Origin of the sequence: Ramlibacter sp. (assembly GCF_036383835.1) — a bacterium.
Lineage (GTDB): Bacteria > Pseudomonadota > Gammaproteobacteria > Burkholderiales > Burkholderiaceae_C > Ramlibacter.
Genome location: NZ_DASVNN010000020.1, coordinates 81924 through 98627 on the forward strand (window position 1 = coordinate 81924; position 16704 = coordinate 98627).

16 protein-coding genes and 1 pseudogene are annotated in these 16704 nt (G+C 62.9%); 6 read left to right on the top strand and 11 right to left on the bottom strand.

The features are described 5' to 3' along the window. The first annotated feature begins 35 nt into the window (after window positions 1-35). On the top strand, window positions 36-1136 hold the full coding sequence (locus VF522_RS03945; protein ID WP_330906920.1) for an acyltransferase: 1101 nt from the start codon (window positions 36-38) through the stop codon (window positions 1134-1136). A gap of 25 nt (window positions 1137-1161) precedes the next feature. Here VF522_RS03945 and VF522_RS03950 read toward each other — a convergent pair whose 3' ends face one another. From VF522_RS03950 to VF522_RS03975, 6 genes are all read right to left on the bottom strand, one after another. Then, entirely contained in the window at window positions 1162-2388 is a 1227-nt protein-coding gene (locus tag VF522_RS03950) for a glycoside hydrolase family 99-like domain-containing protein (RefSeq protein WP_330906921.1), read from the bottom strand. An 87-nt stretch (window positions 2389-2475) separates the two neighbouring features. After that, entirely contained in the window at window positions 2476-3327 is an 852-nt protein-coding gene (locus VF522_RS03955) for a class I SAM-dependent methyltransferase (RefSeq protein ID WP_330906922.1), read from the bottom strand. A gap of 5 nt (window positions 3328-3332) precedes the next feature. Then, a complete protein-coding gene (locus VF522_RS03960) occupies window positions 3333-5159 on the bottom strand; it encodes a class I SAM-dependent methyltransferase (RefSeq protein ID WP_330906923.1) in 1827 nt (608 codons plus the stop codon). Continuing rightward, entirely contained in the window at window positions 5156-6754 is a 1599-nt protein-coding gene (locus VF522_RS03965) for a hypothetical protein (RefSeq protein WP_330906924.1), read from the bottom strand. Before VF522_RS03965 ends, VF522_RS03960 begins: the two co-directional genes overlap by 4 nt. Window positions 6755-6758: 4 nt before the next feature. Next, a complete protein-coding gene (locus tag VF522_RS03970; RefSeq protein WP_330906925.1) occupies window positions 6759-8012 on the bottom strand; it encodes an ABC transporter ATP-binding protein in 1254 nt (417 codons plus the stop codon). Continuing rightward, window positions 8002-8811 carry an ABC transporter permease gene (locus tag VF522_RS03975; RefSeq protein ID WP_330906926.1) on the bottom strand — a complete coding sequence of 270 codons (810 nt, stop codon included), beginning with the start codon at window positions 8809-8811 and terminating at the stop codon, window positions 8002-8004. The genes VF522_RS03970 and VF522_RS03975 overlap by 11 nt, the downstream gene beginning before the upstream one ends. 307 nt (window positions 8812-9118) lie before the next feature. Here VF522_RS03975 and VF522_RS03980 point away from each other — a divergent pair, with 307 nt between their 5' ends. Continuing rightward, on the top strand, window positions 9119-10705 hold the full coding sequence (locus VF522_RS03980) for a PglL family O-oligosaccharyltransferase (RefSeq protein ID WP_330906927.1): 1587 nt from the start codon (window positions 9119-9121) through the stop codon (window positions 10703-10705). Between the two features lie 3 nt (window positions 10706-10708). Here VF522_RS03980 and VF522_RS03985 read toward each other — a convergent pair whose 3' ends face one another. The 5 genes and pseudogenes from VF522_RS03985 to VF522_RS04005 all read right to left on the bottom strand — a co-directional run bounded on the left by VF522_RS03985 (window position 10709) and on the right by VF522_RS04005 (window position 13346). Further along, the gene (locus VF522_RS03985; RefSeq protein WP_330906928.1) at window positions 10709-11038 is read right to left on the bottom strand and encodes a hypothetical protein; all 330 of its coding nucleotides are present in this window, start codon (window positions 11036-11038) and stop codon (window positions 10709-10711) included. A gap of 114 nt (window positions 11039-11152) precedes the next feature. Further along, window positions 11153-11290: pseudogene (locus VF522_RS03990) on the bottom strand (cyclic pyranopterin monophosphate synthase MoaC); the annotation flags it as partial. Between the two features lie 137 nt (window positions 11291-11427). After that, the gene (locus VF522_RS03995) at window positions 11428-12246 is read right to left on the bottom strand and encodes a ThiF family adenylyltransferase (RefSeq protein WP_330906929.1); all 819 of its coding nucleotides are present in this window, start codon (window positions 12244-12246) and stop codon (window positions 11428-11430) included. Further along, window positions 12239-12751, bottom strand: coding sequence for a hypothetical protein (locus VF522_RS04000; protein ID WP_330906930.1), 513 nt, complete (start codon window positions 12749-12751; stop codon window positions 12239-12241). Before VF522_RS04000 ends, VF522_RS03995 begins: the two co-directional genes overlap by 8 nt. 328 nt (window positions 12752-13079) lie before the next feature. Beyond that, entirely contained in the window at window positions 13080-13346 is a 267-nt protein-coding gene (locus tag VF522_RS04005) for a hypothetical protein (RefSeq protein WP_330906931.1), read from the bottom strand. Window positions 13347-13494: 148 nt separating this feature from the next. Between VF522_RS04005 and VF522_RS04010 the strand changes: the two genes are divergently transcribed. From VF522_RS04010 to VF522_RS04025, 4 genes are all read left to right on the top strand, one after another. Further along, window positions 13495-13848: a helix-turn-helix domain-containing protein gene (locus VF522_RS04010; protein ID WP_330906932.1), complete on the top strand. Its 354-nt coding sequence runs from the start codon at window positions 13495-13497 to the stop codon at window positions 13846-13848. Window positions 13849-14090: 242 nt separating this feature from the next. Beyond that, window positions 14091-14282 (top strand): hypothetical protein, encoded by a 192-nt coding sequence (locus tag VF522_RS04015; RefSeq protein WP_330906933.1) that lies wholly within the window; start codon window positions 14091-14093, stop codon window positions 14280-14282. A 42-nt stretch (window positions 14283-14324) separates the two neighbouring features. Next, complete coding sequence (locus VF522_RS04020) at window positions 14325-15914, top strand: hypothetical protein (RefSeq protein ID WP_330906934.1); 1590 nt, start codon at window positions 14325-14327, stop codon at window positions 15912-15914. A gap of 127 nt (window positions 15915-16041) precedes the next feature. Then, a complete protein-coding gene (locus VF522_RS04025) occupies window positions 16042-16632 on the top strand; it encodes a recombinase family protein (RefSeq protein WP_330906935.1) in 591 nt (196 codons plus the stop codon). Window positions 16633-16704: the final 72 nt, after the last annotated feature.

Here is a 16704-nt window from a genome sequence, read left to right on the forward strand (position 1 = left end):
TCCTTCTTGATTGCCCGTTCAGGGGAGGTGAATCGGTGAAAAGCGATGCGTTGACTCGTGATCGCTCGGATGCGCTTCGAGGGGTCGCTTGCGTCGGGGTGGTCCTGTACCACATGGCGCACACCACTCCCGGCCCGTCAAGTCCGTTCTATTGGCTTGCCGGCACCTTCCTGGGACTGGGCGTGCCGCTCTTTTTCATGATCAGCGCATTCGCGCTGGCATCGCGATACGCCGATGGCATCGATTCCCGCCAAGCGCTCGCGAGGTATGCCACACGGCGGGTCATGCGGATCTACCCGCTTTATCTCGCGCTGTTGCTGTGCCTCCTCTATCGCAACGGGCCCACTCTCTCTGCGGGACAGGTCGCGCTGTATGCCTCTCTCCTGTTTGCGGTGGTGCCGGCGCTGGCAGAGGGACTGGTGTGGGCTTCCTGGTCGATCGGCGTCGAAGTTCTTTTCTATTGCGCATTTCCGCTGATCCTTCGTGCTGCGCCCAGCACGGCGACCTTGCTCGCGGTCGCGGTAACTGCTCATATCGTGAGCCTTTTGCTGGCCCCCTTCACGGCGCCTGCTTTCACTGGCTCACCTCGGTACTATGCGATTGCCTGGCATCAGTACATCCCGTTTTTCGCGCTCGGGCTGGCGGCCTTCCGCTTGCAGACGCCGCTTATAGCCCGCGGGAGCCGATCGACCTTCGGACTTGTCGCGCTCATGGTCGGAAGCACCGTGCTCGCGGCGGTGACTCTCACGTTGCCGGGCCGGCCGTTGGGATTCAGCTACGTGCATCTGCTGATCGCCAGCACACTGCCGCTCTTTTGCCTGATGCTCTGGATCGTCACGCATCCCCCCGTTGCCGTGGTCAATCCGCTCACGCTCTACCTGGGCAAGATCAGTTACAGCATCTTTCTGCTGCATCCGTACGTGGTGTACAAGCTGAAGCCGGTGTACCTCGCAATCCAGCGGGAGGTTGGCGCGGGGGGAGTCGCTTTCGCCCTGTCCGCGGCAATCACCTTTGCAGTGGTCCTGCCGTTGGCGGCGCTTTGCTATCGATGGATCGAGGCGCCGGCCATCCGGTTGGGGGCACGATGGACTCGCAACAAGGGACTGGCCGGCATTCCGGTTCCGGTCTTGAAGTAGTGCAGTTCGCAGCCTGCCCAGGAGCCTAGCCAGGCCTGAGATTCAACACCCATCTGACGATCTTCCTCAGGCGTGAATGTCGCTTGAGCCAACTGGCGAGCCGCCTCACCAGCGCGAACGAATGGTAGGCAGCTACTTCGCGCAAGTCGCGCAGCAATGATCGTTGCCGATCCCCGCTGAGCGGAGACGCCTCTCGCCCGGAAAATCCCGTCAGCGTGGACAGACCACTCCTGGCACGCAAGGTTGCCTCGAGGAACTGGCGCCCGTATTTCCGGTCCGGTTCGAGATGGCACCCTTCCGCCCATTCGTTCCACGCATTGACGAACACGAGGCGGTCCTGGCCCGGAAAGTCCTCGCTCGTTTTCCTGAGGCTCTCCGCAAGCCAGAATTCGTAGTTGGCCGGCGTGGCGCCGAGAGCCATGACGGCGCGGTTGCCTGTCCGTGCCGTGTTGTCCCAGGAGGGAAACACGCCCCGGAAAACGTTGCGATGCGCGTACGTGCGCTCCAGGTAGGACTCGGCAACGGTCTGGTAGTCCAGCACGACACCCCGGAAAGGCTCGTAGAACGAAACCTGATCCGCGATGCTGGGGCATTTCAGGTTGTGCGGCGGGAATTCGACGCCGCTGTCGAAGCCGAACTGGGCGTAGTCCTCGTTGCCGTGGGTCAACGCCGCACAGAGGTGGATCTCCCCGAGACCCACCGAACGGCAATGGTCGCGCCAGGTGGCGAGCGTCTTCCGGGCATCGGGCAGGTGCTGGGGCCGATAGACGATCAGGAGCGGAGCACCGTCTACGCGGATGTAGCGGGGGTCCGAAAAGACGGGAACCAGCCCCTTGATGAAGTTGAGGTCGTCTTCGGGCAGGTAGCGCTGTGCGATGAGCACCTGGTGCTCGGCGGCGTCCCAGCGCCGCGTCCAGTTTTCATTCGCCCAGCACAGGCAGAACGGCATGTCGCTGTCCGGGTCGGCCAGCATGTCATCGAGTGGCTGGTTGAGGAGTCGCGTTCCGGAAAACCAGTAGTAGTGGTAGCAGAAGCCGTCGATGCCGTATTGCCTGGCCATTCTTATCTGGTCGTGCCGCGTGGCTCGCACTCTCAGATCGTAGAACCCGAAGTCCGTCGGCAAGTGGGGCTGCTCATGCCCATCGAAAAGCGGCTTCGCCTTCGTGACGTTGGTCCATTCGGTAAAGCCTTTTCCCCACCATGCGTCGTTCTCGGGGATGGGGTGAAACTGCGTCAGGAAGAATGCGATCACGCGGGGATCCGCGGATCGGGTCGCGACGTTCGTGTGCGGGACCATGTTCTGGGATTCCCTTGGATGGTTCATGTGCCCGGATCGGAATCAGGTCCGGATGCCGAGGCGCTCGAGCCCGCGAGAAATACGCTGCCGCGTGCGGGGGCCGAGCAGAGAGACGAGGAATCGCAGCACCGGGTTCCCCTGGGCCCTCTCGCTGAAGGTCATCGCCAGAGGCGACGGAATGGGGAGGGAGGCAAGTTGCAAGCCCTTGCCTTCGGCGTGCCTGGGAACCGCCTTGACGACCACCTGGTAGATCGTGCCGAACCGGTTGGCCGCAAGTGCTTGCCTGGTTTCCGCAGGAAGCTGGCTCCACTGCCGTGAGAACTCCGTCTGTTCGGGAGACTTCGTCACGAAGCCGGCGTCGACGATCTTGAAGCCTGCATTCTCGAAGAGCTTCTGGATATTCGCGATGCCGAAAAAGCGGATGTGCGTCTTGTCGAGCAAGCCCCATGGCTGGTACTCGAAGTTCCCCGCCAGCAGGCAGGCGATGGCCGCGTTATGCCCGATGTGAGGAAGCGAGAGGACGACGTAGCCATCGTCCGCCAGCAGTGACGGCAGTGCGCCCAACACGGCCCACGGATCGTACAAGTGCTCCAGCACGTCTCCAGCGACGATGACGTCGAACTTCCCGGCTCCGGGAAGCTTCGTGGGCCAGTCCGCATCGTTCAAGTTGCACGGATGGACGCTCTCGCAATATTCAGAGACGATCTCTATGGCCTTGGCGTCGAGCTCCAGGGCAGTGACGCGACAGTTGTTGTCCTTCAGCAGGCGCGTGATCGACCCGGGTCCGGGGCCCAGTTCAAGGACGCGCTTGTCCGAACCGACCATGTTCACCACCTTGTCGGCCGCCGTATGGCGCTTCACCTTGTACTCGTACTTGTGCCGTTGATCGTTCATAGGTCCTACCCGATGACTCGCCGTTTCCGCAGAGGGTGCGAGGAAAGAAAGGCCAAGCCAAGGCCGACTTTTCTGCCAAGGAAGGCCAGAAAGCGCAATGGCTTGGTGATCTGCCAGGAAAAGGTGCCCTTGACGCGGGCGATCTCCTCGTTCAGGCGGGCGATTTCCTGATCGAAGGTCGTGGGTGCGTTGCTGGAAATGGGTTCGGCCAGGAATTCGGCAAAAGACCTCACGACGCTATCGCGGCCGAACACCGCGCCACGCAGGCTGTCCTCGAAAAGAGCGGCCGTCGCGAAATCTTCGTCCGAAAGCGTCCGGCCCGATTTCTCGAGGATCCGGCGCACGCCCTCGCGGAACGTCAAACCCGTGAAGCCGGGAGATGGCGGGCAGGCGGCCAGGGAATTGAACAGTCCCCTCACGAGCACCCAAGCGAGCGGCACCGGCGCTTTGGCTCCCCACTCCAGGTCGATATCGACCAGCCCCCCTGAACCGTCCCGCACCATGTTGGCAGGGATCGCGTCCAGCCATCCACCAGGCAGCACAAGCACGTTTTCCGGCCCCGGTACCGCCTTGGCGACGAGTCGCTCCACCCATGGGGCTGCCCACCGGGCCACCGCCGCAGGATCTCCGCCTCGAGCCATGATCAGTTGCAGTTCGGCGGCATACAGCCGCCCGGGAACGTACGGCGCGCGCGCTGGCGGGTGGTGAACAAAATCCGGACCCTCCACGTGGCCGGGCGGGAGGGCCTCGGGAAAAAGCGCACGCTTTGCGACGGCGACCCCCTCGCCATCGGGAAGGAAGATGGTTTCGGTCTGGAAGGCAGGCAGGCGGCCGGAGCTGTAGATGCGGGCCAGCCACTCGGGTCGTGGCGAATCTTCGGGTCTCGTCTTTCGCCCGACGACGAGGAACGAATTTGCATGGTCCTGGACGAGCCCGTTGCGCGCCAGGGGTTGCCACGCGAGGTTTTCGTGGAACGCCCGGGGCCTCTCGCCGGCATAGTCGCGGCTGAAGCTGCGGCAAAGCAGATCGGCAACCGAAAAGTCCGCGCGATCGAACGCGCGTTCCGTCAGGATGACATTGGGGAGCTTGTAGTCGGGAAACGGGTAGAGGAACGACGCATCGGCCAAGCCGCTCGCGCGCAAGCGAGACTCCAACTCCTCCTTGCCGAAGGTGATCGCCGTCCCCGCGCCGTAGAGGTCATGGACCCCGAAGAAGGGGAGGCCGTTGTGGTCTTCGCCGCACCCGGCCAGGTACTTCAGTCCAAGCTGGTTCTCGATGGCCAGAACCAGCGCGCCGTCGTCTTTCAGGAAGGCGCCGGCCTGCTTCAGGCAGGCACCCACCGGATCGGGTGCCTGGATGAACTTGGGCGCATATTCCAGCACGCCGATGAGAGTGACATAGTCGAACTTGTCGACGGGCGCGAAGTCCGCGATGTTGTCGCAGTAGATCGTCACGTTGGGCAGGTCCCGGCAGCGCTCCGCGGCGATCGCCGCCCGGCGCCGACTGCCTTCCACCGCCACGACGGTCGCACCTGTTTCCGCCAGATAACGGGTCATGGCACCACAGCCGCAGCCCAGCTCCAGGATCCTGTCGGTGGGCTTGAACGGAAAGGGCCGGAGCAGATTGTGGCGGGCCGGGCTCAGGTGGTACTCGCTGGGCCAGTCCTTGATGGCGGCGAGCAGTTCCGCGGATTGGGTGCTGACATCCGCGGATTCCTTCAGGACCGAATAAAGGTAGTCCTCGGCGCTGTCGCCGTCCGAATAGTTGAAAGCGTCCGACGCCTGGTCCAGCCAAACGCGTTGAGTCGCATCGAATCGATATTGCTTAGTCATGGGGCCGCATGAGTCGGTTCTGGTGAGCCTGACGCCTGCCACTTCGGCTTGTCGCGCGCGTCTTCCCTGGCCTTGAAGATCCTGTAGGCCGGGTTGGGCGAGCCCGGAAGTGCTTCGAAGCGATCCAGAAGGTATCGATGAAGCAGCGGATGCGTATTGCCGAAGCGCAAGTCGTCGCGGCCGTCCAGCGGCAGATCCAGGACGAAGGCAAAACCGAGGTCCGATGTTTTCAATCGGTCGATCTCCTCTCGTTCGAATTCTTCGGATCGAGGGAACAGTGCGTAGATCTCCCACGCGGGGGACTTGCGCTCGAGCAAGGCGTAAGCGCCCGGCCAGTAGGGCGTGACGATGAAGCCCTTGCCGTCCGGTGCGTACTTTTCAGCCAGGTTGCGCAGCAACGCGATGTCGCCCGCCGTCGAGGGATCCACCCTGAGCCTGTCCCCCGAGACTTCCACGTCCACGCAGTGCGTGCTGGTGCGACACTGCCAGCCCGGATGAAATCCGTGCATGACCCAAAAGCTTGCTGCACAAAGAACGAGTGCCGCCGGCCACTTGACCGTCGCAGGCTGGGTGGCCAGGACGGCGAGACCGCCAACCAGCAGGGGAAAGATGCCCTGGGCCAGGTGCCCGACGTCGGCCCTCGAAAACGCGTGATGCGCATAGGGAAGCGCCAGTACCGACGCGGCAACCAGCACGGGGGAGATCCGTTGGGACTGCAATTTTTGCCGGACCGCCCACAGGACCGACAGCACGCCGAATACGAGGGTCCCGACGAAAAACAGCCCGACCAGCACTGCGCGGATTCCATCCCCGGAGCGTACTGAAGGATCCACTCGCCATGGCCAGGGCACTGGAATGGGGAGCATCTGAAACCGGATGTCGAACAGGAAGCGAATGCTCTCCCAAAACGCGGATCCGAAGCCCGGTATCAGCCATGCCATCAGGACGATGGGCGCGAACCCGACGCCGACACCGGCCAGCCAGAACGCGAGCCCCTCGTACGCCACCGGGCCGGAAGTGCGCCTGATGCCCAGCCAGGCAATGGCCGCGATGCTCCCTACGCTGCCGTACATCCCGTGGTTGCGGCCGAACACCGCAATGAAACCCACGCAAAGGCCAGCGACGAAGTAGCGCCTGCGTGTCGGCTTCCGGACCAGGAAGGCCAGTACGCCGATCAGCAGGATCGACAGCGAAATGTCGAACAGCTTGTGGCGGGGAAACATCCACAACGCCAGCACGGACGCAGCCACGAGCAAGTAGGGGCGATCCGGCTTGCCATCGGGGTCGGAGGCCCGTGAGATCAGAAGCAAGCCGACAAACAGGCCGATCGCCTGGAAGATCGCCACGGCGCTCCGCAAGGCCATGATGCCGTTGTCGCCCCAGGCGCTCATGAAGGCCGCCGACCAGTAGTACCGGCCGGGATCGTAGGCCATGAAATCGCGAATGGGCACTTCGCCCAGCATCACACGCTGCGCGCCGTACCAGAGATAGCCCTCGTCCCAGAGGTTGAGGCCTGCGCTGCCTTGCCAGAGGAATGACGCAACGACGACCGCTGCGCTCAATACCAGTAGCTGGAGGGAATTCTTGTGCGCCACTCGCTCAATCCAGGATGCGGAAGGAAGGGCGCACCGCAACTTCACCCGAGGGCGTCAGTGTGCGGCCGATGCAAAAGGCGATCGAGTCGTAGCGACGATCGTGGACAACGATCCCCTCCTGGGTTTCACCGACCACGCCGACGGAAATGGAATACTCGCCCGCATCGAGAAAGGGTTGGAAGCGAAAGCAGGCCTGCACGATGTCGCCCGGCCCCTGGGGCCGAAACCTGGAGCCGGCAGGGGATTGAAGCGAGTTCGTCGTGAAGAGCGGCGCCCCGTCGGAGGACTTGACCGTCAAGCCATAGATGGGCCTCTCGACATCGGCGTGGTATTCGATGGTGAGCGTCAGTTCCATTTCAAGGCCTGCATGGAAGGTTGCGGGATCCTTCAAGCCTTCCTGGGTCAAGCAGATGCCCGCAATGGTTGCGGCGCGGTCGCCCCAACGGGTTTCCTTTTCGTTGTACGAGGGATGGGACGAGAAGGCATCGATCGAGGCGGGAGCGCTTTCCATCCGCCTGCCGGTCCCGGTGATTCTCTCGCCGTAGGTTGTCAGCGTTCGAGAGGCGCTTCCGTCGGCCACCAGCTTGCCGCGATCCAGCAGGAGGGCCCGATCGCAGAAATGCCCGACCTGCTCGAGCGAATGCGTCACAAGCAGAATGGAGCCGCCGCTTTTCTGGAAAGCCTTGATGCGTTGAAAACACTTCGCTTGAAAGTCGGCATCCCCCACCGCGAGCGCCTCGTCGACGACGAGGATTTTCGGGTCCACGTGGACGGCCACCGAAAACGCCAGTCTGACGAACATGCCGCTCGAATAGGTCCTCACCGGCTGGTCGATGAACTCGCCGATGCCTGCGAAGGCGGCAATATCGTCGAAACGGTCCGCCATTTCGGCCTTCTGCAAGCCCAGGATGGCCCCTTGAAAGTAGACATTCTCCCGCCCCGTGAACTCCGGGTTGAACCCGGAACCCAGCTCCAGCAAGGCGGCGATCCGGCCGTTCACTTCGACTTTGCCCGACGTCGGTTTCAGAATGCCGCAAACCAGTTGCAGGAGCGTGCTCTTGCCTGATCCGTTGCGCCCGATGACCCCGACCGTCTCGCCCTTGCCGATCTCGAAGGAAACGTCCTCCAAAGCGGTAAAGCCCCGGTGGAAACTCTTTCGTCCGAGCGTGAAGGCCTGCTTGATCCGATCGCCGGGGTGGTCGAAGATGCGGTACGTCTTGGTCAGGCGGTCGGCCGCGATCGCAACATCAGAGCGCATCGGCAAACTCCTCCCGGGCATGCTGGAAGAAGGCGTGTCCCAGGATTGCCGCCGCCAGGGAACAGGCGAGCGTGATGCCCCAGAACCTCCATTCGACCGGCTGACCGCTGACGAGGGCCCGGGACGCTTCGATCACCCCTCCCAAAGGGTTGTAGTCGTACAGGGGGCGCAGCACGGCGGGGACGGCGCTGGCTGGGTAGAAAACCGGCGACAGGAACATCACGATCTGCACGAACATGGGCACGATCTGGCTCATGTCCTTGATGAAGACGCCCCATGCCGCCACGAACCACGAAATGCCCAATGCAAGCAGCAACACGGGCAGGATCAACAGCGGCAAAAGGAACACTTGGCCATGGAGGCTGCCCGTCCAGGCCAGCGCGGCCAGGAGGATGAGAAAGTTGAATGCTCCATGCACCAGCGCGGCTCCAAGCGGCACCAGCGGCAGGATATGCACCGGGAAGATGATCTTCTTGACGAAGCTCGAATAGCCGCGCACGGAGGTCGGCGCACGCGACACCGTCTCGGCAAAGATATTGAAGGTGATCAGGCCGCTGTAAAGCAGCAACCAGAAAGGCAGGCCGTTCTCTTGCTGAGGCCATCGCGCCTGGAACACCTGGCCGAACACGAAAGCGAAAACCGCCAGCATGAACAGCGGGCTCAGAAAAATCCACAACACGCCGAACAGCGCACCTCGATAGCGCAGCAGCACGTCCCGCTTGATCAGCTGGCCGAGAAGGTAGCGGTGGCGCCAGATGTCCGAGGAAATACGGAATGGGTTGAATGCGATCGCGCTCATCGCACTACGAATGCCCCATGCCAAGCCCGCGGCGTTCAGCCTGGCCGAATGCCACGGCGAGCGGAAGGTCGACGTACCCCAGTCCCAGGATTGCGATTGTTTGCATGCGTGATTCCTACTCGCGCGCTTTCGCCTTCGCCACGAACCGGAATTCGAGGCCCCCACGGCATGCGCAGACGATGAGCTGGATCGACGCGGCTACTGTAGCAGCGCCATCCCCATCGGGCACAATGGAAGCTGTGCAAAACCGGCGCATCCTGGCGTTCTGGGTACGATTCCGTCCGTGGTGTTGTTGGTGAGTAACTGCTTGGCCGCCCTGCTGGTGGCCTTGCCCTGGATCAATCCGGCGGCGTACGGCCCCTCGGCCGCGGCCATCCCCTGGCTGGTGAGCGCCGCCAGCGTCCTCGCGCTGTGGGGCGTGGCTTCCCGCGGCTTCCGGTTGCAGCTGGTGCCACCCGTCCTTGCCTGGTTGGCCGCTGCCACGGTGCTGTGGGCCGCCCTGTCGCAATTCACCGTGCGACCGGAGCTGGCGATGCTGGCCGGCGGACTCGCCGTGGTCGTGCTCGCCGTCGCCGTGGCCCGCAATGCCGAACTGGCTTGCGCGTTGCAGGCCGGCCTGCTCGCCGCGGCGGCAGTCAATGCGCTGTTCGGCTTCGTGCAGTACTTCGGTGGATCGGCGGCCCTGTCACCGGTGGTCAACCTGACCGTGCCCGGCGAGATCTACGGCAATCTGCGCCAGACCAACCAGTTCGCCACGCTGTGCTGGATGGGCGCGGCCATCGTGTTGTTCGGCACGTTGCACCTGCCCCGTGCCGCCGCGACGACGCTGCTCGTGCTGCTGGCCGCGGCCTGTGCGGCCACCGGATCGCGCACCGGCGTGCTCGAAGGCATCGCCCTGGCCACGCTCGCGGCCTGGTGGCGCGGTCCGGAGCGCCGCGGGCGTCTCGTCCTCGCGGGGATCGCCGCGGTCGCCTACGTGTCGGCGGCGCTGCTGTTGCCGCTGCTGCTGGAGGCCGCGACGGGCATCGCCAGCGATCGAACCCTGTGGGCGCGCCTCGGCGCCGGCGACCCGTGCATCAGCCGCCGCGTGCTGTGGTCCAACGTGCTGCACCTCGTCGCGCTGAAGCCGCTGGCCGGCTGGGGCTGGGGCGAGCTCGATTACGCGCACTTCCTGACGCTGTATCCGGGTGCGCGCTTCTGCGAAATCCTGGACAACGCGCACAACCTGCCGCTGCACCTGGCCGTGGAACTGGGCGCGCCGGCGGCGCTCCTCGCCTGCGGCGGCGCGCTGTTCTGGGCCTGGCGGCAGCGGCCCTGGGCCGAGGCGGTGCCCTTGCGCCGCCTCGCATGGGTCGTGCTCGCGCTCGTCCTGTTGCACAGCCTGCTCGAATACCCGCTGTGGTACGGGCCGTTCCAGATCGCCGCCGGCCTCGCGCTCGGCTGGCTGCTGCCGGTAGCGGCGGCAGCCGTCGTGGTTCCGCGGCGCGGTGCGGCGGCCGCGGTGCTGCTGGGCGCCGCGCTCGCGTACGCGGCCTTCGACTATGCGCGCGTGAGCCAGGCCTACATCGAACCGGAGGCGCGCTGGCGCCCCTGGCGCAAGGACACGCTGAAGCAGGTCCGCGCGTCCTGGCTGTTCTCGGGGCAGGCGCGCTTCGCCGACTTCACGCTGGCGACGCCCACGCGCGCCAATGCGCAAGAGATGTATGCCCTGTCGCAGCAAGTGCTGCATTACTCGCCCGAGCCCCGCGTCATCGAGGGTGCCATCGAAAGCGCGGTGCTCGCCGGGCGCGAGGACGAGGCCTTGCTGCACCTGGTGCGCTTCCGGGCTGCTTTCCCCGCGGAGTACGAGAACTGGCGCGCCCGGCAGCGCCAGCCCCTGCCCGCCGCGCCCTGACGCTCAGCGGTCGTGCTTGCCGCGGACGCTGGAGAAGGGATCGAGTTCGTCGAGCTGGCTGGGGCGGGTGTCGCGCACGTACACGCGGTCGCTGGGCAGGAGGGACTGCAGCTGGCTGTCCAGGGCGGTCATCGAGTCCTCCCACGCGCTCCAGTCGGCCTGGGTGTTGCCCTCGCCGACGACCTCGGGCAGGGGCGCCGTGTCCTGGAAGGCGGCAGGCACGGCCAGGGGATCAGCCGCGGCCGCCCGCCTCGCCGGTGCATCCTTCTTCGAGGACGCGGACGCGGACGTGGGCGGCGCGGCGTTCCCGCGCTTCCTCAGCCAACCGAACATGGACGATCCTCCGGGCGCGCGGCGCCTGCGGCGGTCCGTCGCGTCCAACAGCTGCTCCCTGCAGGGCGGATTCTCGGCGGCCGCGGCGCGCAGCCCATCAGGGTGGACCCGGAGTCAGGCCGCCCGGTAGCTGCCCGACTTGCCGCCGTGCTTTTCCAGCAGCTTCACGTCCGTCATCGTCATGCCGCGGTCGACCGCCTTGCACATGTCGTAGATCGTGAGCAGGCCGACGTTGACGGCGGTGAGGGCTTCCCGAAAACTCTGGTCTTGTTCAACGCAGTTGGACAGAAAGTGGACAGGAACCGTCCACGCGGGGAGCTTAGGCCCAGGCCTCCGCAGAAGTCAATCTGCGCTGCTAGCGTGTGTACCTCTGAGAGACGGCCATGTGGTCACTGGGCCGCCGGCGGCCGCCTCAGACTGAAGCGTGCATCCCCAGCCTCACTCTTCGGATGATGTGGACAGGTGCGATCCCTAAGCTCCTTCAATCGGGGACTCTCTCGCACCGTCTGCTTATTGCCGTCGTATTCGAGATACGCCGTTTGTATTCCGGCGGCATGCCAAGGCGTCACCTGCTGCGCCAATAGGCCGACTGCTAGCGAGGCGAGGACCCCGTTGGGCCATACGACCTGCGGTTTTCCTCCAGCAGCTCCGTAGCGCCCCCCTTCGGCTGCGAGCGCGTTATCTGTGACAACCCCCAGGCACCGCAGGCAGGGCCCCCCCGGAGAAGTCATCACGACTTGACCTGCGATCAGGTACTCAGATCCGAGCTTGTGTACATCCATTCCGATGTCGATATACACGATCGAGTACCGCTTGCAGAAGGCGTCAAGTTGGTCCTTGGCAATCACCGAATCCAAGGCGCCGACGATCACGGCACACCCCTTCAGGTACGGTAGCGCCTCTTGCCAGCGCTGTGCAATGCACCTGGTTCGGTCGCCGCCCACTAGCCCCTGGACGACTCGGAATGCAATTTCCACCTTCTTGATCTTGCTCAGTGCGTCCGCCGTGGTCGCGCCTACAAGTCGGTTCAGATTCGTTTCCTCCACTACATCAGGATCGATCAGCACGAAGTTCCTCACCCCCATATGCGCGAGTTGCTGCACAACGTGGGACCCGCCACCGCCCAGGCCGACTAGGCCCACGCGGAGCGCTCCCAAAACTTTGTCGCTGTTAGGGCCGAGGAAGCTCTGTCGGTCGTACTTAGCCATGCTGTTGCCCATAAACCCGGTAGGGGCCCGAAGGTTGAACAAACGATGTGACTGGGTGCGGTCTTCCACGCTGCGCCGTCCAAACCAAGCCAGCGGCAGAATCGTCGCTCAGCACGAGGACGCCATGCGGCAGATCTGGAAGTACGTTGAAGAACCCCGGCACGAAGGTCTTCGAGCTGGCGAGGTCCACGCCGCTGAATCGGGGCCTGCCGCGTCCTGAATGCACATGTACGTGCAGCAGGGATGCCTTTGCTTTGTACGCCTCCTGCAAAGCTTTACGCATTGCACTTGAACCGATGCTCGCCCCTACGCTCTCGTCAGGAACGTAGTCTTCATCATCGACACGCAGGTACGTTGTCACCACGAGGTCGATGGCGTCCGGGGTCATCCATGAGGGCCGAGCTAGAAGAAACCCCACGCGTTCGAATGCGAATGCATGGGGAACAGCTAGGTCCGCACGCGCCAGTGCTAGCTCGCCGGAGCTAAGCTTAATGGTCAGCTGCATCTGAAGGCCCTGAGGTGGTTTGCGAGGATTTCGACCCAGGGGAGCGATGCGGGCACTTGGTTCCAAGAGCAGACCCACCACGTTTGGCCGCACACAGTGTGGCTTTGCCAGTTTGCGGCGCCCGGTGCCCGCAACGGGCGGCTTACAAACAGGCGCGTGGTATACCCAGTGGGGTGGGCGTACGGGTCAAGCAGCGCGTCGAATGTAGTAGGCCCATCACTCGTGGTAATAGTGATGTTGGGGATGAACGCGAGCGTTTTCCCCCCTTCATCCGTTGGTTCGGTTCCCGGGTAGAGGGAACGCAGCCGCACCAGTTGCTCCGGCGCGTTCACGACGACTGCCCACACGGCGGATGCGAGACGAAGCGCATGTCCTCTCGCACTTTCACCTCCTCACCCGGTTTGAGCTCGACAAAATCCCCGTTCCCGGCAATGAGGTCCAGCACGTACCCCTGTTCGACCTGAAAGACGGCTCGGAGCTGCTCCGTGGTGTAGCGTTCCTTCTCCAGTTCCAAAGGAGTGCCGGCGTAGTACACGGTCACCGTCTTCTTGGGCTTGTGCGCCCCCTCGGCAGTCACATTGGCTACTTCGCTCATGGTCGAACCTTTCATCGGCAGCGCTTGCTTGTTAGACACCTATTTGCTAAAAAGCAATCGCTTGACGAGAATGTAGCCTTGAAGTTGCCGACGGGCAAGTAGTTGCTGAAAAGCAAGTGTAACCACATGAATCAGGAGGTGCCGCCGCATGAAGGACATGTTCGACGCGGACTCGTTCTATGCCGCGATTGACCGTACCTTGCGGGAAAGGCAGGTCAACTGGAAACAGGTCAGTACTGCCACAGGAGTCAGCCCGACGACTCTGACTCGAATGAGCCAGGGTAGGCGGCCCGATGCAGCAAGCCTTGCGGCGTTGTCGGCGTGGGCTGGAATTAACCCGGCCGATTACGTTGCCGGGGTTTCACCGCCTAGCGACGGGCCAAGCACGTTGGAGAAGGTTTCAGCCATCTTTCGGCAGGACCCGTGCTTGGACGAGGATGCCAGACACAAGCTGGAAAGCATCCTGGAGTCTGCGTACTTGGCGCTCAGGTCTCCCGAGTAGAGCTCGGCACAGCTTGTGCTTGTAGTCGAAAGCCCTAGAGGTGACACGGCGAAGACTTACCTCAGGAGAGTCTGGGTCGCGTCAAAGTTGGCTATCGCCTAGGGAATACGTGAGTCTCCCGTTGGGTGGTAGCATCATAGGCTTTGCTTCGCGTGGGCTGAGCCTTGGCAAAAGAAGTTTATGCGACTAATAATCGCGCCAATCCGAAATGAGGCGTCCCTGCCGCCTGTCAGGAGAAAGTGATGAACACAGCAACGCTGGGCCAGTTCGTTCTCGATACTGCTCGGAGCGCTGAAAAGAACAAGAAATTCCCGGAGCAGCAAGCAGCTCAAGTGCGAGACCTCCTCACGGAACGGATGAACGAGAAGATCGAAGAACTCCGCGCACTCCAGAGAAGGGCGTACGAGGACTCCAAGTCCGTTACCGTCTTCTAAGCACTGACAACTCAGACAAGCCGCAGTAGCGGCTTTTTTTTTATGCCAAATCGCCTCCAGCTGATCGGCGCCGCGAGTGCCAAGGACATCCGCGAGATTGCGTATGCCGAGCTAAAGGACCTTACTGGCAAGACGGAAGCCGCCTCACCGAGCACTCAGGCGCCGCTAGAGAATTGTTGCAAGGCGGTCGCAACCTCTGGAGTTGCCGCGGTCCTCGTTCAGCGAAAGGTTCAAGATCCGGACTTCTCCGCAGAGTTTGCGGCGTACTACAGCCGTCAGTTTGCGTCCGTTCCAAAGCAATGCACGCGACTTCATCTGTTCTCTGTCGCCCCGGCCAGCCCGAATGAGACCGTCCTAGATTTCTTGGACAGAATTTCTCCGGCTGACTACCTGGGCTTCATCACGTTGCGGCCGGTGATCAAGAGTCCAGTCGGCGCGACCATACTCAGCAGCTCCATTACGGGCGGCTTTATCCGCAGTGACGACAGTTTTCCGGTGCACATAGCAGGAAAGGAGCTTTCAGTTCGAGGGACGCCGTTCATGCAGCAGGACAATGCTGTTGGGGCGTGCGCTCAGGCCTCGATCTGGATGGCGCTACGCACGCTTCGGAAGCGAGAGGGAGACCGCGCTTACGACCCAGCACAGATCACAGATGCGGCAACTCGGTACTTCGTCACTGGTCGGACTCGTCCCAATCGAGGTGGCCTCACGCAACAGCAAATGACAGAGGCCATTCGGGCCGCCGGCTACTCGCCGCACCTAATGCCGCTCGGTGACTTTTGGTACAGCAACGGTCATCCCGCTATGAGCGATGATCAACTTGATAGTGCGCTTCGGGCAATCCACCCCTACGTGGAATCTCAAATCCCGGTCGTCTTGATTCTCTTCCCTCCGTCCGGAGGAGGACATGCAGTCGTCGCGATCGGGCACACGTGGACAGACAATCCACAAGCGCCGGTCAAGGTGAAGGTCAACCGAGGCAACGGAAAGGCCTTCCGGTTCACCCATGCCGCCAGCTGGACACCCAGCCTAATTGTTCACAACGACAACACCGGTCCGTACCGACTCCTAGACCGTCGCAATCCCGCGGACTACAGCTTGGAGCACGGGGCTTCCGCGATTCCCCTGCTGCCGACGGATGTTTTCATGTCCGCCGAGGAGGCTTTCGAGCTTGGCTTGCAGGTGGTGTCGAGTCTTTTCGACGGATTTGTCACGGCGAAGCTCAGAACAGATGCCGAGATGGAGGCGCTCACGGATTCGCTTGTCGTACGCCTCTCCCTTGTCGACAAGCGCAAGATTCGTCAGTGGGCGGCGGTTAATCCGATGTCACCGGAGTTGCGCGAAGAACTTCGCTTGATGGAACTGCCGAAGCGGCTCTGGGCGTTTGAGCTGCATTTGGCGAGCCGGTATCCCCAGCACGGTCATGCCATCCAGAACTCACTTATCGGCCTGGTACTGATCGATTCAACGGGCGATGACGTTGCATCGTCTCCACTTCTCATGCACATGAACTTGCCGGAGTTGTTCCCTCAGCTCCAGAGTGGAGCGATCGTCAAATGGGACTCGACTACTGGACTCCCTGACGCTAGCGTCAAGACAAACGAACAAGGAGCCACTCTCCCGGTGAGGTAAGAGCCTGCGGCCCAAAAACGTCCGTTTGTGGTCACCGGCACCGGGCCTGTCCACAATCCTGCTTGACGGCTTTCGGGCATGCTGGTAGTTGTGGCCTCCCTTTTCGAGCACCCAGGAGGCGCAGTACATGTCCCGAACCTTCGCGTATTGCCGCGTGAGCACGTCCGATCAGACGACGGAGAACCAAGTCCGGGAGATTGAGGCGGCAGGCTTCGCGGTTGCGCCTTCCCGGGTCGTGGCCGAGACGATCTCGGGCAGTGTTCCTGCCGCCGAGCGGTCTGGCTTTTCACTTCTGCGACACAAGCTAGAGGCGGCCGACGTGCTTGTTGTCACCAAGCTAGACCGCCTGGGGCGTAACGCCATGGACGTTCGGGCTACTGTGGAGGGGCTGGCAACGGAAGGCATTCGCGTGCACTGCCTCGCGTTGGGTGGGGTAGACCTGACTAGCGCGGCGGGCAAGATGACCATGGGCCTGATCGCCGTCTTCGCCGAGTTCGAAAGGGACCTGCTGCGCGAACGGACCATCTCTGGACTCGCCCGTGCGAAGGCATCTGGAAAGGCGCTGGGCCGCCCGCCAGCCCTGGGGCAGGCGCAAGTAGCCACGGCGCTTGAAAAGCTCGCCAGCGGTGCATCTGTGGCCTCCGTGGCCCGAGACATGAACGCGAGCCGGGCAACCATCGCCCGCGTCCGCGACAGTGCAGCGGCAATCTGCACGTAGCACCGCAAGATGCGGTGCGCTCCGCATGATTGGAGACCGCCGGAGCGCCCGCGAATTGGACGCTCGTAGTCG

Coding starts and splice junctions, on each gene's coding strand:
- VF522_RS03995 (WP_330906929.1), bottom strand. CDS start 12,246: ATGGCTAAGTACGACCGACAGAGCTTCCTCGGCCCTAACAGCGACAAA.
- VF522_RS04025 (WP_330906935.1), top strand. CDS start 16,042: ATGTCCCGAACCTTCGCGTATTGCCGCGTGAGCACGTCCGATCAGACG.
- VF522_RS03985 (WP_330906928.1), bottom strand. CDS start 11,038: ATGTTCGGTTGGCTGAGGAAGCGCGGGAACGCCGCGCCGCCCACGTCC.
- VF522_RS04000 (WP_330906930.1), bottom strand. CDS start 12,751: ATGCAGCTGACCATTAAGCTTAGCTCCGGCGAGCTAGCACTGGCGCGT.
- VF522_RS04005 (WP_330906931.1), bottom strand. CDS start 13,346: ATGAGCGAAGTAGCCAATGTGACTGCCGAGGGGGCGCACAAGCCCAAG.
- VF522_RS03970 (WP_330906925.1), bottom strand. CDS start 8,012: ATGCGCTCTGATGTTGCGATCGCGGCCGACCGCCTGACCAAGACGTAC.
- VF522_RS04010 (WP_330906932.1), top strand. CDS start 13,495: ATGAAGGACATGTTCGACGCGGACTCGTTCTATGCCGCGATTGACCGT.
- VF522_RS03960 (WP_330906923.1), bottom strand. CDS start 5,159: ATGACTAAGCAATATCGATTCGATGCGACTCAACGCGTTTGGCTGGAC.
- VF522_RS03975 (WP_330906926.1), bottom strand. CDS start 8,811: ATGAGCGCGATCGCATTCAACCCATTCCGTATTTCCTCGGACATCTGG.
- VF522_RS04020 (WP_330906934.1), top strand. CDS start 14,325: ATGCCAAATCGCCTCCAGCTGATCGGCGCCGCGAGTGCCAAGGACATC.
- VF522_RS04015 (WP_330906933.1), top strand. CDS start 14,091: ATGAACACAGCAACGCTGGGCCAGTTCGTTCTCGATACTGCTCGGAGC.
- VF522_RS03955 (WP_330906922.1), bottom strand. CDS start 3,327: ATGAACGATCAACGGCACAAGTACGAGTACAAGGTGAAGCGCCATACG.